Origin of the sequence: Pseudomonas sp. HMSC08G10, assembly GCF_001808425.1 — a bacterium.
Taxonomy (GTDB): Bacteria; Pseudomonadota; Gammaproteobacteria; order Pseudomonadales; family Pseudomonadaceae; genus Aquipseudomonas; species Aquipseudomonas guariconensis.
On sequence record NZ_KV793335.1, the window covers coordinates 136766 to 160246 of the forward strand.

The window sequence follows — 23481 nt, forward strand, 5'->3', positions numbered from 1 at the left end:
CAAGCGCGAAGGCAAACCCACCTGCGAAGGTCGAGGTTGCGAGGTTTCGGATTGTTCGGACCATTCTATTAGCGGGTTGTTCTGGACTTTAGAAATCACCGGACCAAAATCCCAATCCCGCTTTTGCTTTTAATTGCACAAATTAGTTCAGGCGCCGCCAATCGCGACTTCAGGAGGCCGCGAAGCCCCGGAAGGCGCCGGAGCGCAGGGAACGGATATTCACACGCTGTAAATGCCCACCGACGGTGTTTGGGCCATCGTGCACCAAAAAGCCAAAGCCAAAGCCAAAGCCGATAGGGTGAGAGCGAGGGCTGTCAGTCACTGTATGTGCTCGGTGCGTCTGGCCGGCGCAACGGCCCGCCACCGTCGATAGCCCTCGGGTATCGCGACAATAGCGAACGGTGGTTGTTCTGAAACCTGCGAAGTAGGACAATTATCGGCTTCTCGTCACAACCAGCGACCTTGCATGGCCTTTCTTGCACTTGGTATCAACCATAAGACTGCCTCGGTAGACGTACGCGAGCGCGTGGCGTTTACGCCAGAGCAGCTGGTCGATGCCCTGCAGCAGCTTTGCCGACTGACCGCCAGCCGTGAGGCGGCGATCCTGTCGACTTGCAACCGCAGTGAACTCTATATCGAACAGGACCACCTGGCCGCCGACGCCGTGCTGCAGTGGCTGGCCGAGTATCATCAGCTCAACCTCGAAGAGCTGCGTGCCAGCGCCTATATCCACGAAGAGCATGATGCGGTCAGGCACATGATGCGTGTGGCCTCGGGCCTGGATTCGCTGGTGCTGGGCGAGCCACAGATTCTCGGCCAGATGAAGTCGGCCTACGCCGTGGCCCGCGAGGCCGGGACCATCGGCCCGCTGCTCGGGCGCCTGTTCCAGGCCACGTTCAGTGCAGCCAAGCAGGTGCGCACCGACACCGCCATCGGCGAGAACCCGGTTTCCGTAGCCTTCGCCGCCGTCAGTCTGGCCAAGCAGATCTTCAGCGACCTGGGTCGCAGCCAGGCGCTGCTGATCGGCGCTGGCGAGACCATCACCCTGGTCGCCCGCCACCTCCATGAGCAGGGTGTACGGCGTATCGTCGTGGCCAACCGTACTCTGGAGCGCGCCAGCATCCTGGCCGAACAGTTCGGTGCCCATGCGGTGCTGCTTTCGGACATCCCTCAGGAGTTGGCCAACAGCGACATCGTCATCAGTTCCACCGCCAGCCAGTTGCCGATCCTCGGCAAGGGCGCGGTGGAAAGCGCCTTGAAGCAGCGTCGGCACAAGCCCATCTTCATGGTCGATATCGCCGTGCCAAGGGACATCGAACCGCAAGTTGGCGAGCTCGATGACGTCTACCTATATACGGTCGATGACCTGCATGACGTCGTCGCGGAAAACCTCAAGAGCCGCCAAGGCGCGGCCCAGGCTGCCGAGGAGCTGGTATCGGTCGGTGCCGAGGACTTCATGGCGCGCCTGCGCGAGCTGGCCGCGGTGGATGTGCTCAAGGCCTATCGCCAGCAAAGCGAGCGCCTGCGCGACGAAGAACTGCAAAAGGCCCAGCGCCTGCTGGCCAATGGCGGCAATCCCGAAGAGGTACTGGCCCAGCTGGCCCGGGGGCTGACCAACAAATTGCTGCATGCGCCCAGCGTGCAATTGAAAAAGCTCTCCGCCGAAGGCCGCCTCGATGCGCTGGCCATGGCCCAGGAACTCTTTGCCCTCAACGAGGGCTCGACGGACAAAACCCCGCAATGAAAGCGTCGCTGCTCAATAAACTGGACACGCTCCAGGACCGCTTCGAAGAACTCACCGCTCTGTTGGGCGATGCCGAGGTCATTTCCGACCAGACCCGTTTCCGCGCTTATTCGCGTGAATACGCCGAAGTCGAGCCGGTCATCGACGCCTATAAAGAGTGGCGAAAGGTCCAGGACGATCTGGCCGGCGCTCAGGCGCTGCTCAAGGACAGCGACCCGGACTTGCGCGAAATGGCCGTTGAGGAAGTGCGTGAGGCCAAGGAGCAACTGGTCGGCCTGGAGGCCCGGTTGCAGCGCATGTTGCTGCCCAAGGACCCCAACGACGGGCGCAACGTGTTCCTCGAGATCCGCGCCGGTACCGGTGGCGACGAGGCCGCGATCTTCTCGGGCGACTTGTTCCGCATGTATTCGCGTTACGCCGAAAAGCGTGGCTGGCGTCTGGAGATTCTCTCCGAGAACGAAGGCGAGCACGGCGGCTACAAGGAGATCATCGCCCGGGTCGAAGGCGACAGTGTCTACGGCAAGCTCAAGTTCGAATCTGGCGCACATCGCGTGCAACGAGTGCCGGAGACCGAATCGCAAGGGCGTATCCACACCTCCGCCTGCACCGTGGCGGTCTTGCCGGAGCCGGATGAACAGGTCGCCATCGAGATCAACCCGGCCGACCTGCGTATCGATACCTACCGCGCCTCGGGCGCCGGTGGTCAGCACGTCAACAAGACCGACTCGGCGATTCGCATCACCCACCTGCCTACCGGCATCGTGGTCGAATGCCAGGAGGAGCGGTCGCAGCACAAGAACCGTGCCCGGGCCATGTCCTGGCTGTCGGCCAAGCTCAATGACATGCAGACCAGCGCCGCGCAAAACGCCATTGCCACCGAGCGCAAGCTGCTGGTCGGCTCGGGCGATCGCTCCGAGCGTATCCGCACCTACAATTATCCACAGGGCCGGGTGACCGATCATCGCATCAACCTGACCCTGTACTCCCTGGATGACATTCTGGCCGGGGGCGTCGATGCGGTCATCGAACCCTTGCTCGCTGAATACCAGGCCGATCAGTTGGCCGCCCTGGGGGATTGAATGACCATCATCGCCAGCCTGCTGCGCGACGCGCAGTTGCCGGATTCCCCGACCGAGCGCCTGGACGTCGAGCTGTTGCTCGCAGCTGCCCTGGGCAAGTCGCGCAGTTATCTGCACACCTGGCCCGAGCGCATCGTCAGCAGCGAGGCCGCCGAGACGTTCGCCGGCTACCTGGCGCGTCGCCGAGCCGGTGAGCCGGTGGCCTATATCCTGGGCCAGCAGGGTTTTTGGAAGCTCGATCTTGAAGTCGCTCCACACACACTGATCCCACGTCCGGAAACCGAGCTGCTGGTAGAAGCGGCGCTGGAGCTGCTGCCCGTGCGACCTGCGCGGGTGCTTGACCTGGGCACCGGCACTGGCGCCATTGCCCTGGCCCTGGCCAGCGAATGCCCGGCCTGGCAGGTAACCGCACTGGACCGCGTGCCCGAAGCCGTGGCCCTGGCCGAGCGCAACCGCGATCGCCTTGGCCTGGCCAATGCCCAGGTATACATGAGCCACTGGTATGACGCCGTGGCTGGCGAGCGCTTCGACCTGATCCTGAGCAACCCTCCCTACATCGCTGCCGACGACCCGCATCTGGTCGCAGGCGATGTGCGCTTCGAGCCCAGCAGTGCCCTGGTGGCGGGGCAGGATGGCCTGGATGACCTGCGAGTGATCATCGCCCAGGCGCCGGATCACCTGTCGGCCGGTGGCTGGCTGCTGCTCGAACACGGTTACGACCAGGCCTCGGCCGTGCGTGAGCTGCTCACCCGCCACGGCTTTATCGACGTGGCCAGCCGCCTGGACCTGGCCGGTCACGAACGCATTTCCATGGGACGACTGCCATGCTGAGTGATCAGGAGCTGTTGCGCTACAGCCGGCAGATCCTGCTGGCCCAGGTGGATATCGACGGTCAGTTGCGGCTCAAGCGCAGCAAGGCGTTGGTCGTCGGGCTCGGGGGGCTAGGGTCGCCGGTGGCTCTGTACCTGGCCGCGGCCGGTGTCGGCGAGCTGCACTTGGCCGACTTCGACACCGTCGACCTGACCAACCTGCAACGCCAAGTCATCCATGACAGCGACAGCGTGGGTATGAGCAAGGTCGACTCGGCGTGCAAGCGCCTGGAGGCGATCAACCCCGAGGTCAAGCTGGTTGCGCACCGCGAGGCGCTGGACGAAGACTCCTTGGCCGCGGCCGTGGGCGCGGTCGATGTGGTGCTGGACTGCTCGGACAACTTCTCCACCCGCGAAGCGGTCAACGCCGCCTGTGTCGCCGCAGGCAAGCCGCTGGTCAGTGGCGCGGCGATCCGCCTGGAAGGGCAGCTATCGGTGTTCGACCCCCGTCGTGACTACAGCCCCTGCTACCACTGCCTCTATGGCCATGGCAGCGAAGCCGAGCTGACGTGCAGCGAGGCGGGTGTGCTCGGTCCGTTGGTGGGCTTGGTGGGCAGCCTGCAAGCACTCGAGGCGATGAAACTGTTGGCCGGCTTCGGCGATCCTCTGGTGGGGCGCTTGCTGTTGATCGATGCGTTGGGCACACGCATGCGCGAGCTGCGGGTCAAGCGCGATCCGGCGTGTGCCGTCTGTGGCAGCCGGCATGGCTGAGCGTGCGGCGCCGGTCGGCGTGATGGATTCTGGGGTCGGCGGTCTGTCGGTGCTCGCCGAGATCCAGCGCCTGTTGCCCAACGAATCGCTCCTGTATGTCGCTGACAGCGGCCATGTGCCGTACGGCGAAAAGTCGCCGGACTATATCCGCCAGCGCTTGCGCCACATTGCCGGGTTCTTCCACGCGCAAGGTGCCAAGGCGATGGTCCTGGCCTGCAACACTGCGACCGTGGCGGCAGTGGCCGACCTGCGCGAGCTGTACCCGGATTGGCCGCTGGTGGGCATGGAGCCTGCGGTCAAGCCGGCCGCTGCAGCGACGCGCTCTGGCGTGGTCGGGGTGCTGGCCACCACCGGCACTTTGCAGAGTGCCAAGTTCGCTGCCTTGCTCGATCGTTTCGCCAACGATGTCCAGGTCATCACCCAGCCGTGCCCTGGCTTGGTGGAGCGCATCGAGGCGGGGGATCTCGACAGTCCACAGCTGCGCCAGTTGTTGCACGGCTATGTGCGGCCTTTGCTGGACGCAGGTTGCGACACGCTCATCCTTGGCTGCACCCATTACCCCTTCCTGCGTCCGCTGTTGGCCAGCATGGTGCCGGCGGATGTGGCCATCATCGATACCGGTGCCGCTGTGGCACGGCAACTGCGGCGCTTGCTGGCGGCGCGGGACCTGCTGGCCGAGGGGCCAGCGCGTGATACCGCGTTCTGGACCAGCGCCGAACCACAGTCGCTGAACGACGTGCTGCCGCTGCTCTGGGGGCGTGCCGATCGGGTTCTGCCTTTTTCGCTGTAACCGAACTGCGCTGCCCAAGGGTGCGCCTCAGGCTCAATCCTTAAGACCTTGAAACGCCGCCAAGACCCGCTCACGACTGCTGCCCAGGTCCACGATCGGCTTCACGTATGGCGCAGAAAATAAATCCCCGCCGGCACCCGGTTCATGGATGGTTTTGTCATCGAGCCCCTGCAATTCCGGCAGCCAATGACGGATGAACTGCCCTTGCGGGTCGAAGCGGCGTGACTGGCTGACCGGGTTGAACAGACGGAAATAGGGCACTGCATCGGTCCCGGTGGAGGCACTCCACTGCCATCCACCATTGTTGGCGGCCAGATCGCCGTCGATCAGGTGTCGCATGAAATGCCGTTCGCCCAGGCGCCAGTCGATCAGCAGGTTTTTGCTCAGGAACATCGCCACGACCATGCGCAGACGATTGTGCATCCAGCCGGTGTGCAGCAATTGGCGCATGGCGGCATCGACGATCGGAAAGCCGGTACGACCGGTTTTCCAGGCTTCCAAGTCTTCGGGGGCATCACGCCAGGGCAGCGCTTCGGTGGGGGCGCGGAAGGCCCGGTGTCGAGAGACCTGTGGATAACCCACCAGGATGTGTTTGTAGAACTCCCGCCACAGCAGCTCGTTGATCCAGGTTTGTACACCCACGCTGCCGCTGTCCAATTCGCCCTGGTTCCCGCTCAAGGCAGCGTGCAGGCACTGGCGCGGCGAAATCACGCCGGCGGCCAAGTATGGCGAGAGTTGGCTGGTGCCGGTCCGGGCGGGTAGGTCCCGTAGTTGAAGATAGTCCTCGACCGTCTCGTCGATGAAGCGGGTCAGGCGCCGATGGGCTTCGTTTTCTCCGGCTGGCCAGTGCTCGCGAACACTTCGCGGTGGGGATGGAAAACCGGTGAAGCCCTGAGGGAGGGGATCGCTGGCAATGCGCAGCGGTGCCTGACGTTTCACGGGGGGCGCCAGGCTTGGCAGGCTCAGATGCAGATGCTCAAGGCATGCCCGACGGAACTGGCCGAACACCTGGAAGTAGTGCCCGCTTCGGGTCAGCACCGAGCCTGGGCGTAGCAGCAGCTGATCCAGGTGGCCATGGGTGAGGATGCCCGCCTGCTCGAGCAGATCCTGGGTAGCGGCGTCACGCTGCTGCTCGTTCACGCCGTACTCTTCATTCCAATGCACCGCCTCGATCCGATGTTCTCGGCAGACCTCCAGCACCGCCTGGGGCGCCTGTCGCCAGGTGTCGACGTGGCGGATCAGCAAGGGGATGTTCAGGCGCTCCAAGGACTGGCGCAGGGTCTGCAGGTTGCGCAGCCAGAAATCGACCTTGCAGGGAGCATCGTCATGGGCGAGCCACTGGCCGGGGCTGGCCAGCCACAGGGCGAGGGTCGGCCCAAGGGCACAGGCAGCGCTCAGGGCGGTGTTGTCTTCGACGCGCAGGTCGCTGCGCAGCCAGATCAGTTGCAAAAGCGTTTCCTCAAAGTGATTGCAGCAGGCGCAGGGCTGCCAGGGGCGTGTCGAACAACTGCAAGCCCTCGACGTCGGATTCGACCAGGCGCGGGCCGTGCGCGAAGACAGTGCCACCACCGGCCAGCAGTGGGATGTCGATGCCGGTCAACGCTGCCTTGAACGAGCGGATGTCGACACGGGTGCCGAGGTAGAAGATCACCGCCCGTGGCCGCAGGGCTTGCACCGCGCGGTGCAGGCAGGGGCCGGTGAGCGGTTGTTCGAGCACCTCCACGGCGATCGCACTGTTGCCGAGTAACCAGGCGCACAGCCAAAGGTGCGGATCGAACGCGCCATCGCCGCAGGTTGTGATGAGCACGGCGGGGCCTGGCAGCGACAGGCTGTCGTGCTGAACGCGCGCGCCCAGCTTGCTACGCAGCCAGGTGTAGAAGAATGCTTGCTCGAGCCGGGCGTTGAAGTAGCTGCGCCAGCGTTGTTCCAGGCTATCCAGCAGGGGCAGCAGCAATTGCTCGCACAAGGTGAAGGCCGGATACAGTGCCATCGCCTGGTTGAATTGCTGGTCGAGGGCATGATGTGAAAGCGAGGCGATGGCCTCGATCATTGCCTGTTCGCGTAATTGCCAGTCGCCCACCGGGGCAACGCTCGGCGGGCGTTCGAGCAGCTCGCGCACTTGGCCCACCGACGCGCCGCGTTCCAGCCAGCTCAGGATGGCGTGCACCCGGTCGACCTGTTCTGGCGGATAAAGGCGATGGCCTTTGGCGGTGCGCTGGGGTTTGAGCAAGCCATAACGCCGCTCCCAGGCCCGCAGGGTGATCGGGTTGACGCCCGTGCGCCGGGCCAGTTCGCCTATCGGCAGCAGGATTTCAGAGAGCATTGCGCAGGCCTAGGGGCGCGGGGTGTGGTTGCAGGTAAGCCTGTTGCAGCAGGTAAGGGTCGGGGTGGTTGCGCAGGTGATGCTTGAGCAAGGTCAGGGGCACCACCAACGGCACGATGCCTTGCTGGTACTGGCCGATGAGCTGCTGCAGTTCGTTGCGGTCGCCTTGTCCCAGAACATCTCTCAAGTAACCACTCAGGTGCTGCAAGACGTTGCCATGGGTGCCACGGCTGGCGCGACGACGTAGCGCCTGCATCAGCGCGCTGAAATAACGGGGGCCGATGTCGAGCGGGTCGTCGTCACGGCGCATGCTGCCGAGCATTCGGCCCAGTTCGCGATAGGCCTGGGGATTATTGGCCATGAGCAGGTATTTGTAGCGTGAGTGAAAGCGCACCAGGGCTCCGCGGTTCAGGCCCTGCGTCAGCAGATGCTGCCAGTCGGCATAGGCATAGACGCGGCTGATGAAGTTTTCCCGCAGTACCGGGTCGTGCAGGCGGCCTTCTTCTTCCACCGGAAGATCCGGGCGGCGCGCGCAAAATGCACTGGCGTATGCACCTTGCCCCGGCAGGCGGGAGAGCTGGCCGTCGTGCTGATAGACCTTCACCCGCTCCAGGCCACAGGACGGCGACTTCTGCATGAAGATGTAACCGCACAGGTCATCGAGCGACTCGGCCATCTGCTCGCCGTAGGCGCGCAGCGGGCCCGACAGGTCTGTGCCAGGGCTTTGGGGGGCTATCACTTCAGGGCGTTCAGGATCGCCGACCAAGCGGATTGCGGCGCGGGGAACGCCTAGTCCAATGGCCACCTCCGGGCATACCGGAGCCCATTCGAAGTGATCTGCGAGCAACTCAAGGCACAGGGGAGAGGCCTTGTGACCGGCGTTGAAGCGCACGGATTGGCCGAGCAGGCAGGCACTGATACCAATCCGCGGCTTGTCGGTGGGCGAAGCGATGTCCATGGCGGGTCTCCGGAAAACCTGTACGCTTATGTGCGTCTTGTACAGGTTCATTCCAGCACACCGAAAAACTTATGCAAGAGAAATTTTTTGTATAGCTCTGCGGATCGCGTTAATCGAGGTGCTCCAGCAGCCGCCGGGCAGCCTCCTGACCGCTGAGCCAGGCGCCTTCCACGCGGCCGGACAGGCACCAGTCCCCGCAGGCATACAACCCAAGGTCGGCATCGGCCAGGGCCCCCCACTCATGGTTGCCGGCCGGACGGGCATACAACCAGCGGTGCGCCAGGGCGAAGGTTGGTGGCGGCACGATGCAGCCAATCAACTCCGCGAATTCGCCCCACAGCTGCTCGATTACGTCCTCTTTGGGCAGGTCGATATGCTGCTTGCTCCAGTTCGAGGTGGCGTGCAGTACCCAGGTGTCGAGCTGTTCGTCGCGCCCAGGCTTGCTGCGGTTGCGGGCCAGCCAGTCGAGCGGGTTGTCCTGTACGAAGCAGCCCTGCATGGGCGTATCGAGGGCGGTCTGGAAAGCCAGGGCGACGGCCCAGGTAGGCTCCATCTGCACGCCAGCGGCCACGGCGGCGAGCTTGGGCGTCGCGGCCAGCAGTGGTGTCGCCTGGGGGGCGGGCACCGCGATCACCACACGGCTGAAGGGGCCATGGCTGCACCCTTCGGTGTCCTGCAGGTGCCAGTATTGTTTGCCACGGAAGACTTCGGCGATGCGGCAGCCGAAGTTCACCGTCACGTCCTTGAGCAGGCCGCGGGTGATGGCGCTCATGCGCGGCACACCGACCCAGCGCGTCTGTTCGTCGGGTGAGGGGGTCAATTCGCCGTCTCGGTAGTTGTAAAGCTGAGGCTTCCACTGCTGCACCCAGCCGGCCTCGACCCATTGATGGACCTGCTCGACGAAGCGCCGGTCACGGGCGGTGAAGTACTGCGCACCCAAGTCCAGTGCGCCCGCTTCGCTGCGTTTGCTGGCCATGCGGCCGCCGCTGCCGTGGCCCTTGTCGAACAAGTGGACCGTCTGCCCGGCTTTCTGCAGAGCTTGGGCGGCGGAAAGGCCGGCGATACCGGCACCGATGATGGCAATAGGTACTGTCATGATGGCCTCTTCGAACCTTGCTGTAAGCAGACTACGCTGTTAGGCAAACCTGTACAATGCACAAAATTTGTATAAGGTTATACCGCTCGATAGGGCAGGTTGGCCTATGTTTAATCCGAGAGCATCCGGTCTAAAAAGTGCCTTGTTCTTAAAAATAGACCACGGCCGCAACTTGCGAGGACACAGCCATGCATATATTGCTGACCGGCGGTACTGGCTTGATCGGCCGGCACCTGTGCCAGTACTGGCTCGGCCAGGGCCATCGCCTGACCGTATGGAGCCGTCGCCCCGAGCAGGTCGCTAAAATCTGCGGCACCGGCGTGCGCGGCATCGCCCGACTGGAAGACCTGGCAGCGGACGAGGAGGTCGACGCGGTGATCAACCTGGCCGGCGCACCGATCGCCGACCGTCCTTGGACTGCCTCGCGACGGACCCTGCTGTGGGCCAGCCGCATCACCCTCACCGAGCAGCTGCTGGCATGGCTGGAGAGCCGTGAGCAGCGCCCCGAGGTGCTGATATCGGGGTCCGCGGTGGGCTGGTACGGCGACGGTGGCGAGCGGGAACTGACCGAGGCCTCGCCCCCGGTGAAGGAAGACTTCGCCAGCCAGCTGTGCATCGCCTGGGAGGAAACCGCCCAGCGTGCGCAACGGCTGGGCATTCGCGTGGTGCTGGTGCGAACCGGGCTGGTGCTGGCCAGCGACGGCGGCTTTTTGTCGCGCCTGCGCCTGCCGTTCAAGCTGGGGCTGGGCGGGCCTTTGGGGGATGGTCGGCAATGGATGCCCTGGGTCCATATAGAAGACCAGGTCGGCTTGATTGATTTTCTCTTGCAGCACAAGGACACCACCGGTCCCTATAATGCCTGCGCGCCGGAGCCGGTGCGCAACCGCGAATTCGCCAAGCGTCTGGGGCGTGCCCTGCATCGGCCTGCCTTCATGCCGACACCGGCGCTGCTGCTCAGGGCGGGCCTGGGCGAGCTTTCGACGCTGCTGCTTGGCGGACAACGGGCGCGCCCGGTGCGCTTGCTAGCGGCAGGATTCACATTCCGTTTCAACGATCTGCAATCGGCCCTGGACGACCTGTCCAGCCGCCTCTGACATAGGATGCTGCATGACCGATCACGCCTTGCTACTGGTCAACCTGGGTTCGCCGGCCTCCACCTCGGTTGCCGACGTGCGCCGTTACCTCAACCAGTTCCTCATGGACCCCTACGTGATCGACCTGCCGTGGCCTGTGCGTCGTCTGCTGGTGTCGCTGATCCTGATCAAGCGACCGGAGCAGTCGGCCCACGCCTACGCCTCGATCTGGTGGGACGAGGGCTCGCCCTTGGTGGTCCTGACTCGCCGCTTGCAAGCGGCCATGGCCGAGCATTGGCCCCATGGCCCGGTGGAGATCGCCATGCGCTATGGCCAGCCGGCTTTGCCCGAGGTGTTGGAGCGCCTGGCTGCCAAGGGCGTGCGCAAGGTCACCCTGGCGCCGCTATATCCACAGTTCGCCGACAGCACCGTGACCACGGTGGTGGAGCTGGCCAAGCAGACCATCGCCAGCCAGCAACTGCCGTTACAGATGCGCGTGCTACAGCCGTTCTATGATCACCCCGACTACATCGATGCCTTGGTCGCCAGCGCCAGGCCTTATCTCGAGCAGGGCTACGATCACCTGCTGCTGAGCTTCCACGGCTTGCCCGAGCGACATCTGAAGAAGCTCGACCCGACCGGCAAGCATGACTTCCAGGCCGCCGATTGCTGCAAGGATGCCGATGCCCAGACCCGTGCGATCTGCTACCGCGGTCAATGCCTGGCCACGGCCAAGGCGTTCGCGCAAAAGATGGGGATCGCCGACGGCAAGTGGTCGGTGTCGTTCCAGTCACGCCTGGGGCGTGCCAAGTGGATCGAGCCCTATACCGAGACGCGTCTGGATGAGCTGGGCAAGGCTGGGGTGAAGAAGCTGCTGGTGATGTGCCCGGCGTTCGTCGCCGATTGCATCGAGACGCTGGAGGAGATTGGTCAGCGCGGCAGTGAGCAATTCATCGAGGCGGGAGGTCAGGAGTTGGTGCTGGTGCCATGTCTGAACGATCACCCGCAGTGGGTGAAGGTGCTGGCAGGGATGTGCGAAAAGGCCTGACTTTCTGAACACCTGCTCGGCCTCTTCACGAATAAACCCGCGAAGAGGCCTGGTCAGGCTGAAGTCGGGTGTCAGGGTAACTGATCGTCCAGTTTCTTGTGCTTCCAGCTGTCGTTGCCCGGCAGGATCAGGTTCAGGGCGATGGCCACGATGGCGCACAGGGCGATGCCCTTCAGCCCCCAGTCATCGGGGCCGTCGCCGCTGCCGATCAATACGCCGCCGATGCCGAACACCAGGGTCACCGAGACGATCACCAGGTTGCGGGCTTCGGCCAGGTCGATCTTGTGACGGATCATGGTGTTCATGCCCACTGCGGCGATCGAGCCGAACAGCAGACACAGAATGCCTCCCATCACCGGCACCGGAATGCTCTGCAACAGTGCGCCGAACTTGCCGATGAACGCCAGGGTGATGGCAAAGATCGCCGCCCAGGTCATGATCTTCGGGTTGTAGTTCTTGGTCAGCATCACCGCGCCGGTCACTTCGGCGTAGGTGGTGTTGGGCGGGCCGCCGAACAGGCCGGCTGCGGTGGTGGCCAGGCCATCGCCGAGCAGGGTGCGGTGCAGGCCCGGCTTTTTCAGGTAATCGCGCCCAGTCACGCTGCCCACGGCAATGACGCCGCCGATGTGCTCGATCGCCGGAGCCAGAGCCACCGGAACGATGAACAGGATCGCCTGCCAGTTGAATGCCGGCGCGGTGAATTTCGGCAGCTCCAGCCAGGGCGCCGAGGCGATCTTGGCGGTATCGACCACCCCAAAGGCGAACGACAGGCCAAAGCCCACCAGCACGCCGGCGATGATCGGTACCAGACGGAAGATCCCCTTGCCGAACACGGCCACGATCAGCGTGGTCAGCAATGCCGGCATGGAGATCAACATGGCGGTCTTGTACGGCATCAGCACGCTGCCATCACCGGCTTTGCCCATGGCCATGTTGGCCGCGATCGGCGCCATGGCCAGGCCGATGGAGATGATCACCGGGCCGATCACTACAGGCGGTAGCATACGGTCGATGAAACCGGTGCCCTTGATCTTCACCATCAGGCCCATGAAGGTGTACACGAAGCCCGCTGCCATCACGCCGCCCATGGTCTCGGCCAGGCCGAACTGGCCCTTTGCGAGAATGATGGGGGTAATGAAGGCAAAGCTGGAGGCCAGGAATACTGGGACTTGGCGGCCTGTGACCAGCTGGAACAGCAAGGTGCCGATGCCCGCGGTGAACAGCGCCACGTTGGGGTCGAGGCCTGTGATCAGCGGCATCAGTACCAGCGCGCCGAATGCCACGAAGAGCATCTGCGCGCCCGAGACGACCTGGCGCCAGAGCGGGTCGTTGAAGCCGTCCTGCATGGTCAGGCGTCCTTCTGCTTGGTGCCGAAGATCTTGTCGCCGGCATCACCCAGGCCTGGGACGATGTAGCCGTGTTCGTTCAGGCGCTGGTCGATCGAGGCGGTGTAGATCTGCACATCAGGGTGGGCTTTCTCCACCACGGCGATGCCTTCGGGTGCGGCGACCAGGACCATGGCGCGGATCTCTTTGCAGCCCGCCTTCTTGAGCAGGTCGATGGTGGCGACCATCGAGCCGCCGGTGGCCAGCATCGGGTCGATGATCAGGGCCAGGCGCTGGTTGATGTCCGGCGCGAGCTTTTCCAGGTAGGTATGTGCTTCGAGGGTTTCTTCGTTGCGGGCAACGCCCACGGCGCTCACTTTGGCGCCTGGCACCAGGCTGAGCACACCATCGAGCATGCCGATGCCAGCGCGCAGGATCGGGACCACGGTGATCTTCTTGCCGGCGATTTTCTCGACCTGCACCTTGCCGCACCAGCCGTCGATCTCGTAGGTCTCCAGCGGCAGGTCCTGGGTGGCTTCATAGGTCAGGAGCGCGCCGACTTCCTGGGCGAGTTCGCGAAAATTCTTGGTGCTGATATCGGCGCGGCGCATCAGGCCGAGCTTGTGGCGGATCAGCGGGTGGCGGATCTCACGAGTAGGCATAGGGGAGGGCTCCGGGAGGCGGGCAAAAAAACGGCGGTAGATTAATCTATTCAGTCCGGCATGTCGTCTGCTCATTCTGGACGTTAGTCCATAAATGCTTGATCTGGGGCGGGCGGATGCGTACCTTTGCCCGCTTTTCCAATTCCGAGCCCCCTGGAGAGCGCCATGTCCGCCGATCTCGAGCATATCCGTCAAGTCATGCGCGAGGCTGACTGCCTGTACACCGAAGCCGAGGTCGAAGCGGCCATCGCCAAGGTCGGCAAGCAGATCTGCCAAGACCTGCACGACAAGAACCCGGTGGTCTTCTGTGTCATGAACGGTGGCCTGATCTTCGCCGGCAAGCTGCTGACTCACCTGCAGTTCCCGCTTGAGGCCTCCTACCTGCACGCCACGCGTTACCGCAACCAAACCAGCGGCGGCGAACTGTTCTGGAAGGCCAAGCCTGAGATTTCCTTCATCGACCGCGACGTGCTGATCGTCGACGACATCCTCGATGAGGGTCACACCCTCAGCGCCATCATCGATTTCTGCAAGCATGCCGGTGCCCGCTCCGTGCACACCGCGGTGCTGATCGACAAGGATCACGACCGTAAAGCCAGCCCGGACCTCAAGGCCAACTATGCCGGCTTGCCGTGCGTCGACCGCTACATCTTCGGCTATGGCATGGACTACAAAGGGTACTGGCGCAACGCCAACGGCATCTTCGCAGTCAAGGGCCTGTGACCATGCGCCAACCTGCATTCATCGACCACGCGTTGTTTGCCGAGTTGGCGCAAAAAGCTGCCGACAGCCCCCGTGGGCGGCAACACCATAATTTCCATGAGATGGAAGAACCCTGCCACCGCATGGCCGTCGGCCTGCAGCCCACCACCTACATCCCGCCCCACCGCCACCTGAGCGACGACAAGGCCGAGGCGCTGATCGTGCTCAAGGGGCGCCTGGGCCTGTTGATCTTCGACGAGCAGGGCGTGGTGATCGACAAGCGGGTGATGCAGGCCGGAGGCGATTGCCTGGGTGTCGACCTGGCGCCGGGTACCTACCATGGGCTGGTGGTGCTCGAAGCCGACAGCATGCTGTTCGAATGCAAGGCCGGGCCCTACCGGCCGGTGGGCGAGGGCGAGCATGCTCATTGGGCGCCGCGTGAGGGCGAGCCGGGCGTGGCCGAATACCATGCGTGGATGCGTGCGCAGTTCGAGTAGCGTTCGCGGGTAAGCCTGGTCCGCAGTGCCTTTGGGGGCGAGTTTACCCACTAAGACGACACCGCAGAGCAAGGCAGTTTCACCACGAACCTGAGTGGCAGCGGTTTTCTGCGAGGGGACGCAGACGCAATCAAAAAGCGCCACGCCCACTCAGGATCCTGAACCCACCTCCATGCTAGAGTGCTTCTCCCTGTCAAGGAGCCTCACATGCGTGCGATTCTTCCTTTCCTGCTGGCGGTGAGCCTGCCGCTGTCCGCGGCGCCGCTGCATGGCCAGTTCCTGCCCCCCGATGAGCTGTCCCTGCGTCAAGAGGCTCCGACAGCCCAGCAACTGCTGCAGGTGACCGACTATTCGGTGGTGACCGGCATCCAGCGTCAGTCCGACCAGCAACCCATCCCCATCACCTCATCGTTGCTGTTGCGCCTGAAGGGCAAGCCCTTGAGCAAGGGCGCCACCCTCAGCCAGGTCTTGATCAATTTCGATGGCGAAGGCGGCAAGAGCCTGAAGAAGCCGGTCTACGACGAGAAGACCCGAACCCTCACCTTGAGCTATCCGCTGGCCAACTATCGAGTGATCATGGACCTGCTGCGCAACGAGACGTTGTACGTGCAGTTCCTCACCTACCCCAACGGTCATCTCTGGGCGGATCTGCACACCGGCACCGTACGTACGCGTTGAGACCCGCGGGCCGTGAGGGGTAAACTGCGGGCCTTTGAATGCCCATGATGGCCCAGTTGGAGTCGGCAATGCGTAAAGACAAGAAGCAGGTGATTGGTGACGAGATCAGCGACGATTACGTCAAGACGTTCCTCCAGTTCGAGCCGGCCGATGGCGTGACCTCGCCGTCGCTGCACAAACTGGTCAAGGCCTATCGCGGCCTGCGCGTAGACGATTTCGAGCGTTTCGTCGGCTTCTTCGTCGAGGCGGGTCTGGACCTGGACGGCAAAGACGAGCACGGCAAGACCTTTGTCGAGCTGATCGCCGACCAGCGCAATGCGCCTGAGTACATCGAGATCATCAATAACGCCCGTGGCTGATCGGTAAGCCTGTGTCTACCTTTCGTGGGTAGACCCGCTCCCACAGGGTTCATTACAATGCTTGTGGGCGCGGTTTCCCGCGAAGAGCACCGCAGATCCAGGCACAAAAAAACGCCCCGAGGGGCGTTTTTTTGTGGGTCGGTATCAAGCGTAGTGCTGGGCCGGGCTGCTGGTGTCTTCCACCATTTCCAGCGCTTCGTCGTTCTGTGCGCTGATCTTGTGGTAGAGCGCGGCATCGGTGGCCAGGACCTTCTCGCGAGCCGGGAAGATCTCCTTGAGCTTGGCAGCCCAGGCACCCTTGGCCTGCTCGGGGAAGCAGCGCTCGATCAGTTCAAGCATGATCGAGACGGTCACCGAAGCGCCTGGCGAGGCGCCGAGCAGGGCTGCCAGGCTGCCGTCCTGTGCCGAGACCAGCTCGGTACCGAATTGCAGGATGCCGCCTTTCTTCGGGTCCTTCTTGATGATCTGCACGCGCTGGCCTGCAACTTCCAGACGCCAGTCCTCGGCTTTGGCTTCAGGGTAGAAGCGGCGCAGGGCCTCCAGGCGTTGTTCCATCGACTGCATCACTTCGCTGACCAAGTATTTGGTCAGGTCCATGTTGTCACGGGCGACGGCCAGCATCGGGCCGATGTTGCCCATGCGTACCGACAGCGGCAGGTCGAGCAGAGAGCCGTGCTTGAGGAACTTGGTGGTGAAGCCTGCATACGGGCCGAACAGCAGCGACTTCTTGCCATCGACCACACGGGTGTCCAGGTGTGGAACCGACATGGGCGGAGCGCCGACCGCGGCCTGGCTGTAGACCTTGGCCTGGTGCTGCTTGACGATCTCGGGGTTGTCGCAGCGCAGCCACTGGCCGCTGACCGGGAATCCGCCGAAGCCCTTGCTTTCGGGGATGCCGGACATCTGCAGCAACGGCAGGGCCGCGCCGCCAGCACCGAGGAAGACGAAGCGGGCATCGACTTCACGGCTGCCGCCGCTGTTGACGTCCTTGATGCTGACGGTCCAGCCGCTGCCGTTGCGGCGCAGGCCGACGACCTTCTTGCTGTACTTGACCTGCGCATCGGCGCAGTTGCCCAGTTGCTTGAGCAGCTTGTTGGTCAGGGCGCCGAAGTTCACGTCGGTACCCTTGATCACGCGCGTGGCGGCGATGCGCTGGTCGGCCGGGCGGCCCGGCATCATCAGCGGCATCCACTGTTCCATCACGGCCTTGTCTTCGGTGTACTCCATCTCGCTGAAGGCATGGTGCTGTTTGAGCAGCTCGAAGCGCTTCTTGAGGAAGGATACGCCCTTGTCACCTTCGACATAGCTCAGGTGCGGGACCGGATTGATGAAGGCACGTGGCGAGCCGAAGCTGCCCTTGCGCACGAGGTAGGCCCAGAACTGGCGGGACACCTCGAACTGGGTATTGATGTGCACGGCCTTCTTGATGTCGATGCTGCCATCGGCGGCCTGAGGCGTGTAGTTCAGCTCGCACAGGCCTGCGTGGCCCGTCCCTGCGTTGTTCCAGGGGTTGGAACTTTCCGCGGCACCGGAGTCCATCGCCTCGACGACCTCCAGCTTGATCGACGGGTCGAGTTCCTTGAGCAGTACGGCCAGGGTGGCACTCATGATGCCCGCGCCTACCAGTACCACATCAACCGATTCGTTCTGCGCCATTAACGCGTCTCCACAATCTACAGCACCTAATTGACAGCATAGGATCCCTGGGTTGGCCAGGATCGCCATGTCCGACTCTTCGCAGTTCTTGCCACTTCCGCGGACCCTGCCAATTCAGTCTTGGTGTTCGGCTATTGAACGCCGCTTGCCACGGGTGCGGCAATTCGACTTATGGTCAAGGTATCCGCCGTGCGGTATGGACCGGCCTCAGTACTTCATCGAGGATGAGCACTTTTGCCGTCTGTTCGAGGCTGTTCGGGACGCATCTGTCGCTTTTGCACATGCCAGACTGTTCATTTGCTCGCCACACTCTTGTGAAGTTTGAAAAACCCGTTTTTTCACGCTCTTTTGGAACGTGAACCTCAAAAGGGACTGCGCGATGGCAATCCACAGGTTCCTGCAATGCGAAGGCCGGGACAGCAGGCGCGGCGGATGCAAGACCTGAGTGGAAGGCTCTCTGTGGGCAAAGCGTCGAAAGTGCCGTGGTCAACGGCGATGCGGGGCCCGATCAGGAGACGTCCTTATAATCGGGGGGAGATTATAACGATGTCGCGGGCAGAAAGGTGCGCTTAATGGGCTTTTTATTGCTGCGTTTGTCAGGCTGGCAGGGTGCGTTGCTGCCAGCGGCGGCTTGCGTGGGCGCAAACCCGAGCACTGTCCGGTAGCGGCTGACCAAGCCAGCCCAGCTGGGCTTCGCTGACCTGCACCCAGCCGCTGCTGCTGGGCAGTCGTGTGCAGTGCAGGAATCCAATGCAATTGCCCTCGGCATCGAGGCGGACATAGGTATTCTGGCGGGGGCGGGAGAAAAGCAGATTCAACAGCGAGGTCATGGCGGCGATCCTGTTCGGTCGGTCTGGCAACAGGATGAACGCCCGGCATGAAACCCATGTGACAACCGCAATGAAGGAGGCAGATCGGTTGCCCGGCTGCTTTTTCTAACAGCTTGCAGCGTGAAGCTTGTCGCTAGGTATACTGTGGGCCTTTGCCGTATTTTCTGGAGAAACGCGCATGTTGCAACGTCTGTTGTTCGGTTTGATCGCGGTGGCCAGCCTGAGCCTGGTCGGTTGTGCCCACAGCCCGCAACAACTCAGCCCGCAACCCAAGCTCACCGCCCAGCTCAATCCGGTCGGCCGTGGCCAGCCGGTCGTGGTCAAGGTGGTCGATGGCCGTGCCTCGCAATCGTTGGGCACCCGTGGTGGCATGTACCCTGAAACCAGCACCATCAGCGTCAGTGGCAACGATATCGTGCCCAAGCTGCAAGCCCAGGCTGAGGCCGCGGTACGCCTGTTGGGCTTCACACCGACGCCCAACGCCTACAATGCCCCCCAGTTGACCGTGACCCTGGCCGAGCTCAAGTATCAGTCGCCCAAGGACAAGATGTATGTGACCGAGGCCACCATCGGCGCCACCTTCCGTGCCGATGTGTCCAACGCCAACCGTCGCTACAGCGGCCGTTACGGTGCTTCCCTGGATCAGCGCTTCGGCATGGCGCCGAATCAGGAGACCAACACCAAGCTGGTCGGTGACGTGCTCAGCGATGCCCTGACCCGCCTGTTCAAGGATCCGACCATCGGCCAGGTCCTAGGCGAATAAGCGCAGTACCCTCGATGAAAAGCCCGCTGCCGGGTGTTTCCGGTAGCGGGCTTTTTGTTGCCTGTGAAGAGGCTAAGGAGCAGGCCTGCTGCTTGTCATGCGGCCTCTATACGAAAGTCGAGCAGGCTACGGCCGGTATAAATATCGACTTCGGGCAGGTCTTGGTGGGCATGACCACCCAAGGCGCAATAGACCAGCCACTGGCGATCCTGGACGTTAATGGCCAAGCCGTCGATCAGCGCCTGTTGTTCATCGCTCTGGGCGACAAGGTAGAGGCGGTCCTGGTTTTCGGCGTGCAGCATGACAAGCTCCATCGTAGGAAAAGGCCGACAGGGTGGCCTGTCCTGATGACGAGCGTGTGACAGTGAAATTCAATGACAGTTGGTCGCAAAATCCGAGCAGCTGGATTGGGCTTGGGTAGAATGCCGGGCTTTGCCGTCGTTCTTTTCCGAGGTTATGCGATGTCCTTGCAAGTGCTCTGGGGATTCCTGGCTGCCCACCCGGCCAAGTTGATCAACCTGCTGGCCCTGCTGATTACCTGTCCCGGCGGGCTGCTGCTGCAAAGCGCACGGCGGCGCGAACTGGTGGCGCGGGCAAGTGGTGCGAGCGACGAGGCGGTGGTCGATGCCTTCGACCAGCGGGTGCCGCGCTACTACTACATCCTCGGATTCTCTTGCCTGGCCATGGCGCTGCTACTGTCCTGGTTCAGCACCTGGATCTGAACACCTGATGCCCCTGTTGGGACGGGTAACCCGCCCCGACAGGGGATATTTCAGGCGACGGGGCTTTGAGCCTTGACCTGGTACTGGTTGCGCACCGGGGTGGCGTACTGCTGCACCAGGTAGGGCTGGTGTTCCACCGGGCAAGCGTCCAGGCGGCGCTGCCATTCTTCCTTGGCCTTGGCCAATTCCTGCGCGGGGAACAGTTTCTCCGCACTCGGCACCTGCAGGGCCGGGTCTGCTTCACTCCACATGCCATAGGCCAGGTAATGCACCGGGAACAGGCGGTAGCCGCCGAGAATCTGCCGGTCGATTTCCTGCGCCAGTTGCTTGGTGTCTTCGAAGTAGTCGGTCACCGGGGCCGCGAAGCTGATATGCACCCGACCTTTGTAGCCGGTGATGCCCTGGGCGATGCTGTTGTCGTCCTCGCCCGGTGCCTTCTTGTAGGTGCCGGTGGTGGCGCGGATGTACAGCTCGCGGGCCTTGGCCAGGTCGCACGGATCGTACTCGTAGCTGATCGACACCGGTGTCAGGTTCAGGCTCTGGATCACGGCGCCGAAGGCTTCGTCCTTGCGGCTCATGTGGAACATCTTGAGGATGGCCGAATCGGTACGGTCATCGCCGTCCTTGGCCCGTCCTTCGGCCTGGGCTATCCAGATCGAGACGCAGTCGTTGCGGATCGAATGATTGATATAGGCCGACAACAGCTGGTAGGCGGCGAGTTTTTCCCGGCGACCGCTCAGCGAGCGATGAACGATGAAGCTCTTGTTCAGGCGCATCATGTCGCTGACGAAGGGCTTTTGCAGCAGGTTGTCGCCAATGGCGATACGTGGCGTCGGCAGGCCGGCGTGGTACACCGCGTAATTGACGAACGCCGGGTCCATGACGATGTCGCGGTGGTTGGCCAGGAACAGGTAGGCCGTCCCCGACTTGAGCTGCTCGACCCCGGAGTAGGTGACCCCATCGGTGGCGCGCTCGATGGTCTGGTCGACATAGTGCTCGACCTTGTCCTGCAGGGTCGAGACGCAGGTAACGCCGGCGAACTCGTTGCGCAGGCGGCGGGCGATCAGTGGCTTGAGCAGCCAGCCGAAGGCGCCGGCCGCCCGCGGGAAGCGGAAGTGGGTGAGGATATCCAGAAATGCCGGGTCGCTGAGCAGGCGTGCCAGGACGGCAGGGACCTCAGCGTCGTCGTACGGTCGGATGGCATCGAATTCGCCCATCATGCTCTCTTGTTGGAAACGGCTAGGGTAATAAGGTAGGGGTGGGGTCCGAAAAAAACGGCTCGGACACACGCAGGCCCTGTAAACAGACCGGCAATTATACGCATAAGTCACCGCGGAGGCCGCGATGCTGGAAACCGACTTCTATCGTTGTCCCTATTGTGGTGAAACCGTGGAAACCACGGTGGATATCTCCGGCGGCGACCAGGTGTACACCGAGGACTGTCAGGTGTGTTGCCAGCCTGTGGTGTTCATCTTGCAGGTGCATGGTGACGAATGGATGCTCGATGTCAGACGCGAGGATGATGCCTGATGATGCGGATCTACGAGCCGGAGAGCCTGATGGAGGCACAGTTGCTGGTGGGCATGCTGGCCAGCGAGGGTGTCCAGGTGCATCTGGCCGGGCGTGATCTGGTCGGCGGTGCCGGCGAGCTGCCGATGCAAGGGTTGCTCGGTCTGGTGGTACCGGACGAGCAGGCTGGGTACGCACGGCAGTTGATCGATGCGTACAATGCGGCCCTGCCACTTGCCGGCGACGAACCGGAGAGTTTCCCCGGAACCCTGATCTGCTGAGTTTTTATCGCCATGTGTGGACGCTACGCCCTGTTTCGCTGGTCCCCGGCCTTTGCCGCCTTGCCCGGGTACCCCGCCGACCAGCAGGCGCAATGGAACATTGCCCCAGGCGCTTCGGTGCTGATCCAACGTCAGCTCGATGGTCAGGTCCAGTTGGCCAGGGCCCGCTGGGGACTGACCCCGGCCTGGCTGACCGACTTATCCCGCACACCTGCCCAGGCGCGTGCCGAAACCTTGGCGGAGCAGCCGATGTTCCGCGAGGCCTTCCGCCAGAGGCGCTGTCTGATGCCGGCCAATGGTTTCTACGAGTGGCGTGGCACGGTGCGCAAGCGGCCGTACTGGCTGACGCCGGGGGAGGGGGCCTCGCTGTTCTTCGCGGCGGTGTGGGAGGCGTATCCGGTGCAGGACGAGGTCTGGCTGAGTTGCGCGGTAGTGACCCAGGCGGCGATGAACCAACGTCGGCCGCTGATTCTCGATGAAGCGGGGCAGGCCGCCTGGCTGGACCCGGAAACGCCGCTGGCGCGGCTGCACGAGCTGTTGGCCAGCCCACCAGCAGCGTTGCGCGAGCGGGCGCTGGCGCATTTCGTCAATGATCCGAAGCTCGATGCGCCGGAGTGCCTGACCCCGGCGTGAACCTCACGGGGCTGCAAGGCAGCCCCTTGTTCCTCAAACGCGGAACTGGTTGATCAAGCGCCGCTGCTGTTCGGCCAGCTTGGTCAGTTCGGCGCTGGCCTGGCTCGACTCGTCGGCACCGCCGGCCACTTCACCGGCCACCTGGCCAATGTTGATGACGTTGCGGTTGATGTCTTCGGCCACGGCGCTCTGCTGCTCGGCCGCGCTGGCGATCTGGGTGTTCATGTCGTTGATCACCGACACGGCCTGAGTGATGCTCTCTAGCGCTTCGGCGGCACGGGTGGCCTGTTGCACGCTGTCGTCGGTCTTGCCCTGGCTGTCTTCCATGACCTTGACCACTTCGCGGGTACCTTGCTGCAGCTGTTGGATCATCTGCTGGATTTCTTCGGTGGCCTGCTGGGTCTTCTGCGCCAGGTTGCGGACCTCGTCGGCGACCACGGCAAAGCCCCGGCCTTGCTCGCCCGCGCGCGCCGCTTCGATGGCGGCGTTGAGCGCCAGCAGGTTGGTCTGCTCGGCGATGGCCCGGATTGCCACGAGGATCGCGTTGATGTTCTCGCTGTCGCGGGCCAGGGTCTGGACCACCTCCACCGCACGGCCTATTTCAGTGGCCAGCACGCTGATCGAATGGGAGGTGTCGCGCACAATCTGCAAGCCCTGGTTGGCCGCCTGGTCGGCGTTGTTCGCGGCCTGGGCGGCGTGGGTCGCATTGCGCGCCACGTCCTGGGCAGTGGCGGTCATTTCCTGCACGGCAGTGGCCACCTGATCGATCTCGGCCATCTGCTTGTGCACGCCTTGGTTGGTACGAATGGCGATATCGGCAGTGTGCTCCGAGGAGTCGCTGACTTTCTGCACCGAGCCCACCACCTGGGTGATCATCGCCTGCAACTTGGCCAGGAAGGTGTTGAAGCCCTTGGCGATCGCGCCCAATTCGTCGGCACGGTCGCTGTGCAGGCGACGGGTAAGGTCGCCTTCGCCCTGGGCGATGTCGTCGAGCATGGCCACCATCTGACGCAGGGGGCGGGCGATGCCGTGGGCCAGCAGCCAGATCACCAACAAGCCGATGGCGGCGATACCCAGACCCATCAGGGTCATGCCAGTGATGTCGGTGCGCCGTTGTGCGGCGAGGTCTTTCTGCAGTTGGTTGACGTCGGCCATCACTGTGCTCAGCGGCAG

At 63.1% G+C, this 23481-nt stretch carries 27 protein-coding genes and 1 pseudogene; 16 read left to right on the plus strand and 12 right to left on the minus strand.

Annotated features, from left to right (window positions below; all coding sequences use genetic code 11):
* The first annotated feature begins 466 nt into the window (after window positions 1–466).
* The 5 genes from hemA to murI are packed head-to-tail and all read left to right on the plus strand — an operon-like array spanning window position 467 to window position 5193.
* On the plus strand, window positions 467–1744 hold the full coding sequence (gene hemA / locus HMPREF3173_RS22670; protein WP_043215333.1) for a glutamyl-tRNA reductase: 1278 nt from the start codon (window positions 467–469) through the stop codon (window positions 1742–1744).
* Window positions 1741–2823 carry a peptide chain release factor 1 gene (gene prfA, locus HMPREF3173_RS22675; RefSeq protein ID WP_043215331.1) on the plus strand — a complete coding sequence of 361 codons (1083 nt, stop codon included), beginning with the start codon at window positions 1741–1743 and terminating at the stop codon, window positions 2821–2823. The genes hemA and prfA overlap by 4 nt, the downstream gene beginning before the upstream one ends.
* Window positions 2824–3654 (plus strand): peptide chain release factor N(5)-glutamine methyltransferase, encoded by an 831-nt coding sequence (gene prmC, locus HMPREF3173_RS22680; protein WP_070576942.1) that lies wholly within the window; start codon window positions 2824–2826, stop codon window positions 3652–3654. It begins immediately after the preceding gene.
* A complete protein-coding gene (locus tag HMPREF3173_RS22685) occupies window positions 3648–4403 on the plus strand; it encodes a molybdopterin-synthase adenylyltransferase MoeB (RefSeq protein WP_043215329.1) in 756 nt (251 codons plus the stop codon). Before prmC ends, HMPREF3173_RS22685 begins: the two co-directional genes overlap by 7 nt.
* A complete protein-coding gene (gene murI / locus HMPREF3173_RS22690) occupies window positions 4396–5193 on the plus strand; it encodes a glutamate racemase (protein ID WP_070576944.1) in 798 nt (265 codons plus the stop codon). The genes HMPREF3173_RS22685 and murI overlap by 8 nt, the downstream gene beginning before the upstream one ends.
* Before the next feature lie 33 nt (window positions 5194–5226).
* Here murI and phrB read toward each other — a convergent pair whose 3' ends face one another.
* The 4 genes from phrB to HMPREF3173_RS22710 all read right to left on the minus strand — a co-directional run bounded on the left by phrB (window position 5227) and on the right by HMPREF3173_RS22710 (window position 9570).
* Window positions 5227–6642, minus strand: a complete 1416-nt coding sequence (phrB, locus tag HMPREF3173_RS22695; RefSeq protein ID WP_070576945.1) for a deoxyribodipyrimidine photo-lyase — start codon at window positions 6640–6642, stop codon at window positions 5227–5229.
* Between the two features lie 10 nt (window positions 6643–6652).
* On the minus strand, window positions 6653–7516 hold the full coding sequence (locus HMPREF3173_RS22700) for a MerR family transcriptional regulator (RefSeq protein WP_070576946.1): 864 nt from the start codon (window positions 7514–7516) through the stop codon (window positions 6653–6655).
* Window positions 7506–8474, minus strand: coding sequence for a YbgA family protein (locus tag HMPREF3173_RS22705; protein ID WP_070576948.1), 969 nt, complete (start codon window positions 8472–8474; stop codon window positions 7506–7508). The genes HMPREF3173_RS22700 and HMPREF3173_RS22705 overlap by 11 nt, the downstream gene beginning before the upstream one ends.
* Window positions 8475–8583: 109 nt before the next feature.
* Window positions 8584–9570 (minus strand): NAD(P)/FAD-dependent oxidoreductase, encoded by a 987-nt coding sequence (locus tag HMPREF3173_RS22710; RefSeq protein ID WP_043215317.1) that lies wholly within the window; start codon window positions 9568–9570, stop codon window positions 8584–8586.
* 188 nt (window positions 9571–9758) lie between these two features.
* On the opposite strand from HMPREF3173_RS22710, the gene HMPREF3173_RS22715 reads away from it, so the two are divergent.
* The gene (locus HMPREF3173_RS22715) at window positions 9759–10664 is read left to right on the plus strand and encodes a TIGR01777 family oxidoreductase (protein WP_070576949.1); all 906 of its coding nucleotides are present in this window, start codon (window positions 9759–9761) and stop codon (window positions 10662–10664) included.
* Window positions 10665–10677: 13 nt separating this feature from the next.
* Window positions 10678–11691 (plus strand): ferrochelatase, encoded by a 1014-nt coding sequence (gene hemH / locus HMPREF3173_RS22720; RefSeq protein ID WP_070576951.1) that lies wholly within the window; start codon window positions 10678–10680, stop codon window positions 11689–11691.
* 71 nt (window positions 11692–11762) lie between these two features.
* On the opposite strand, the gene HMPREF3173_RS22725 is transcribed toward hemH, so the two are convergent.
* On the minus strand, window positions 11763–13037 hold the full coding sequence (locus tag HMPREF3173_RS22725) for a uracil-xanthine permease family protein (protein WP_043215312.1): 1275 nt from the start codon (window positions 13035–13037) through the stop codon (window positions 11763–11765).
* Between the two features lie 2 nt (window positions 13038–13039).
* Window positions 13040–13678, minus strand: coding sequence for a uracil phosphoribosyltransferase (gene upp / locus HMPREF3173_RS22730; protein WP_028691132.1), 639 nt, complete (start codon window positions 13676–13678; stop codon window positions 13040–13042).
* A gap of 165 nt (window positions 13679–13843) precedes the next feature.
* Here upp and HMPREF3173_RS22735 point away from each other — a divergent pair, with 165 nt between their 5' ends.
* From HMPREF3173_RS22735 to HMPREF3173_RS22750, 4 genes are all read left to right on the plus strand, one after another.
* A complete protein-coding gene (locus HMPREF3173_RS22735; protein ID WP_043215311.1) occupies window positions 13844–14401 on the plus strand; it encodes a hypoxanthine-guanine phosphoribosyltransferase in 558 nt (185 codons plus the stop codon).
* A 2-nt stretch (window positions 14402–14403) separates the two neighbouring features.
* Window positions 14404–14877: a WbuC family cupin fold metalloprotein gene (locus HMPREF3173_RS22740; protein WP_070576953.1), complete on the plus strand. Its 474-nt coding sequence runs from the start codon at window positions 14404–14406 to the stop codon at window positions 14875–14877.
* Between the two features lie 207 nt (window positions 14878–15084).
* Complete coding sequence (locus HMPREF3173_RS22745; protein WP_043215307.1) at window positions 15085–15555, plus strand: hypothetical protein; 471 nt, start codon at window positions 15085–15087, stop codon at window positions 15553–15555.
* Between the two features lie 68 nt (window positions 15556–15623).
* Window positions 15624–15914 carry a PA4642 family protein gene (locus HMPREF3173_RS22750; protein ID WP_043215305.1) on the plus strand — a complete coding sequence of 97 codons (291 nt, stop codon included), beginning with the start codon at window positions 15624–15626 and terminating at the stop codon, window positions 15912–15914.
* A 144-nt stretch (window positions 15915–16058) separates the two neighbouring features.
* On the opposite strand, the gene mqo is transcribed toward HMPREF3173_RS22750, so the two are convergent.
* Entirely contained in the window at window positions 16059–17570 is a 1512-nt protein-coding gene (gene mqo, locus HMPREF3173_RS22755) for a malate dehydrogenase (quinone) (protein WP_070576955.1), read from the minus strand.
* 596 nt (window positions 17571–18166) lie between these two features.
* Window positions 18167–18400 carry a hypothetical protein gene (locus tag HMPREF3173_RS22760; RefSeq protein ID WP_070576957.1) on the minus strand — a complete coding sequence of 78 codons (234 nt, stop codon included), beginning with the start codon at window positions 18398–18400 and terminating at the stop codon, window positions 18167–18169.
* Window positions 18401–18578: 178 nt separating this feature from the next.
* On the opposite strand from HMPREF3173_RS22760, the gene HMPREF3173_RS22765 reads away from it, so the two are divergent.
* Window positions 18579–19163: a YajG family lipoprotein gene (locus tag HMPREF3173_RS22765; RefSeq protein ID WP_043213803.1), complete on the plus strand. Its 585-nt coding sequence runs from the start codon at window positions 18579–18581 to the stop codon at window positions 19161–19163.
* A gap of 95 nt (window positions 19164–19258) precedes the next feature.
* On the opposite strand, the gene HMPREF3173_RS22770 is transcribed toward HMPREF3173_RS22765, so the two are convergent.
* Window positions 19259–19465: a hypothetical protein gene (locus HMPREF3173_RS22770; RefSeq protein WP_043213804.1), complete on the minus strand. Its 207-nt coding sequence runs from the start codon at window positions 19463–19465 to the stop codon at window positions 19259–19261.
* Window positions 19466–19624: 159 nt separating this feature from the next.
* Here HMPREF3173_RS22770 and HMPREF3173_RS22775 point away from each other — a divergent pair, with 159 nt between their 5' ends.
* Window positions 19625–19885, plus strand: a complete 261-nt coding sequence (locus HMPREF3173_RS22775; RefSeq protein WP_070576959.1) for a hypothetical protein — start codon at window positions 19625–19627, stop codon at window positions 19883–19885.
* 50 nt (window positions 19886–19935) lie between these two features.
* On the opposite strand, the gene HMPREF3173_RS22780 is transcribed toward HMPREF3173_RS22775, so the two are convergent.
* Window positions 19936–21105: a 1-acyl-sn-glycerol-3-phosphate acyltransferase gene (locus HMPREF3173_RS22780; protein ID WP_168166406.1), complete on the minus strand. Its 1170-nt coding sequence runs from the start codon at window positions 21103–21105 to the stop codon at window positions 19936–19938.
* Between the two features lie 124 nt (window positions 21106–21229).
* Between HMPREF3173_RS22780 and HMPREF3173_RS22785 the strand changes: the two genes are divergently transcribed.
* The 3 genes from HMPREF3173_RS22785 to HMPREF3173_RS22795 are packed head-to-tail and all read left to right on the plus strand — an operon-like array spanning window position 21230 to window position 22308.
* Entirely contained in the window at window positions 21230–21415 is a 186-nt protein-coding gene (locus tag HMPREF3173_RS22785) for a CPXCG motif-containing cysteine-rich protein (RefSeq protein ID WP_043213807.1), read from the plus strand.
* Complete coding sequence (locus HMPREF3173_RS22790; RefSeq protein ID WP_043213808.1) at window positions 21415–21675, plus strand: putative signal transducing protein; 261 nt, start codon at window positions 21415–21417, stop codon at window positions 21673–21675. Before HMPREF3173_RS22785 ends, HMPREF3173_RS22790 begins: the two co-directional genes overlap by 1 nt.
* A gap of 12 nt (window positions 21676–21687) precedes the next feature.
* Window positions 21688–22308 (plus strand): SOS response-associated peptidase, encoded by a 621-nt coding sequence (locus HMPREF3173_RS22795; RefSeq protein WP_070576962.1) that lies wholly within the window; start codon window positions 21688–21690, stop codon window positions 22306–22308.
* A gap of 33 nt (window positions 22309–22341) precedes the next feature.
* On the opposite strand, the gene HMPREF3173_RS25400 is transcribed toward HMPREF3173_RS22795, so the two are convergent.
* Window positions 22342–23184, minus strand: coding sequence for a methyl-accepting chemotaxis protein (locus HMPREF3173_RS25400; RefSeq protein ID WP_371906719.1), 843 nt, complete (start codon window positions 23182–23184; stop codon window positions 22342–22344).
* 12 nt (window positions 23185–23196) lie between these two features.
* Window positions 23197–23463, minus strand: a pseudogene (locus HMPREF3173_RS25405) (HAMP domain-containing protein); the annotation flags it as partial.
* Between the last annotated feature and the right edge of the window lie 18 nt (window positions 23464–23481).

Bases quoted from the DNA above. Each gene is read 5' to 3' on its own strand.
- hemA (WP_043215333.1), top strand. From the start codon at position 467: ATGGCCTTTCTTGCACTTGGTATCAACCATAAGACTGCCTCGGTAGAC.
- prfA (WP_043215331.1), top strand. From the start codon at position 1,741: ATGAAAGCGTCGCTGCTCAATAAACTGGACACGCTCCAGGACCGCTTC.
- prmC (WP_070576942.1), top strand. From the start codon at position 2,824: ATGACCATCATCGCCAGCCTGCTGCGCGACGCGCAGTTGCCGGATTCC.
- HMPREF3173_RS22685 (WP_043215329.1), top strand. From the start codon at position 3,648: ATGCTGAGTGATCAGGAGCTGTTGCGCTACAGCCGGCAGATCCTGCTG.
- murI (WP_070576944.1), top strand. From the start codon at position 4,396: ATGGCTGAGCGTGCGGCGCCGGTCGGCGTGATGGATTCTGGGGTCGGC.
- HMPREF3173_RS22700 (WP_070576946.1), bottom strand. From the start codon at position 7,516: ATGCTCTCTGAAATCCTGCTGCCGATAGGCGAACTGGCCCGGCGCACG.
- HMPREF3173_RS22705 (WP_070576948.1), bottom strand. From the start codon at position 8,474: ATGGACATCGCTTCGCCCACCGACAAGCCGCGGATTGGTATCAGTGCC.
- HMPREF3173_RS22710 (WP_043215317.1), bottom strand. From the start codon at position 9,570: ATGACAGTACCTATTGCCATCATCGGTGCCGGTATCGCCGGCCTTTCC.
- HMPREF3173_RS22715 (WP_070576949.1), top strand. From the start codon at position 9,759: ATGCATATATTGCTGACCGGCGGTACTGGCTTGATCGGCCGGCACCTG.
- hemH (WP_070576951.1), top strand. From the start codon at position 10,678: ATGACCGATCACGCCTTGCTACTGGTCAACCTGGGTTCGCCGGCCTCC.
- HMPREF3173_RS22725 (WP_043215312.1), bottom strand. From the start codon at position 13,037: ATGCAGGACGGCTTCAACGACCCGCTCTGGCGCCAGGTCGTCTCGGGC.
- upp (WP_028691132.1), bottom strand. From the start codon at position 13,678: ATGCCTACTCGTGAGATCCGCCACCCGCTGATCCGCCACAAGCTCGGC.
- HMPREF3173_RS22735 (WP_043215311.1), top strand. From the start codon at position 13,844: ATGTCCGCCGATCTCGAGCATATCCGTCAAGTCATGCGCGAGGCTGAC.
- HMPREF3173_RS22740 (WP_070576953.1), top strand. From the start codon at position 14,404: ATGCGCCAACCTGCATTCATCGACCACGCGTTGTTTGCCGAGTTGGCG.
- HMPREF3173_RS22745 (WP_043215307.1), top strand. From the start codon at position 15,085: ATGCGTGCGATTCTTCCTTTCCTGCTGGCGGTGAGCCTGCCGCTGTCC.
- HMPREF3173_RS22750 (WP_043215305.1), top strand. From the start codon at position 15,624: ATGCGTAAAGACAAGAAGCAGGTGATTGGTGACGAGATCAGCGACGAT.
- mqo (WP_070576955.1), bottom strand. From the start codon at position 17,570: ATGGCGCAGAACGAATCGGTTGATGTGGTACTGGTAGGCGCGGGCATC.
- HMPREF3173_RS22760 (WP_070576957.1), bottom strand. From the start codon at position 18,400: ATGACCTCGCTGTTGAATCTGCTTTTCTCCCGCCCCCGCCAGAATACC.
- HMPREF3173_RS22765 (WP_043213803.1), top strand. From the start codon at position 18,579: ATGTTGCAACGTCTGTTGTTCGGTTTGATCGCGGTGGCCAGCCTGAGC.
- HMPREF3173_RS22770 (WP_043213804.1), bottom strand. From the start codon at position 19,465: ATGCTGCACGCCGAAAACCAGGACCGCCTCTACCTTGTCGCCCAGAGC.
- HMPREF3173_RS22775 (WP_070576959.1), top strand. From the start codon at position 19,625: ATGTCCTTGCAAGTGCTCTGGGGATTCCTGGCTGCCCACCCGGCCAAG.
- HMPREF3173_RS22780 (WP_168166406.1), bottom strand. From the start codon at position 21,105: ATGATGGGCGAATTCGATGCCATCCGACCGTACGACGACGCTGAGGTC.
- HMPREF3173_RS22785 (WP_043213807.1), top strand. From the start codon at position 21,230: ATGCTGGAAACCGACTTCTATCGTTGTCCCTATTGTGGTGAAACCGTG.
- HMPREF3173_RS22790 (WP_043213808.1), top strand. From the start codon at position 21,415: ATGATGCGGATCTACGAGCCGGAGAGCCTGATGGAGGCACAGTTGCTG.
- HMPREF3173_RS22795 (WP_070576962.1), top strand. From the start codon at position 21,688: ATGTGTGGACGCTACGCCCTGTTTCGCTGGTCCCCGGCCTTTGCCGCC.
- HMPREF3173_RS25400 (WP_371906719.1), bottom strand. From the start codon at position 23,184: ATGATCACCCAGGTGGTGGGCTCGGTGCAGAAAGTCAGCGACTCCTCG.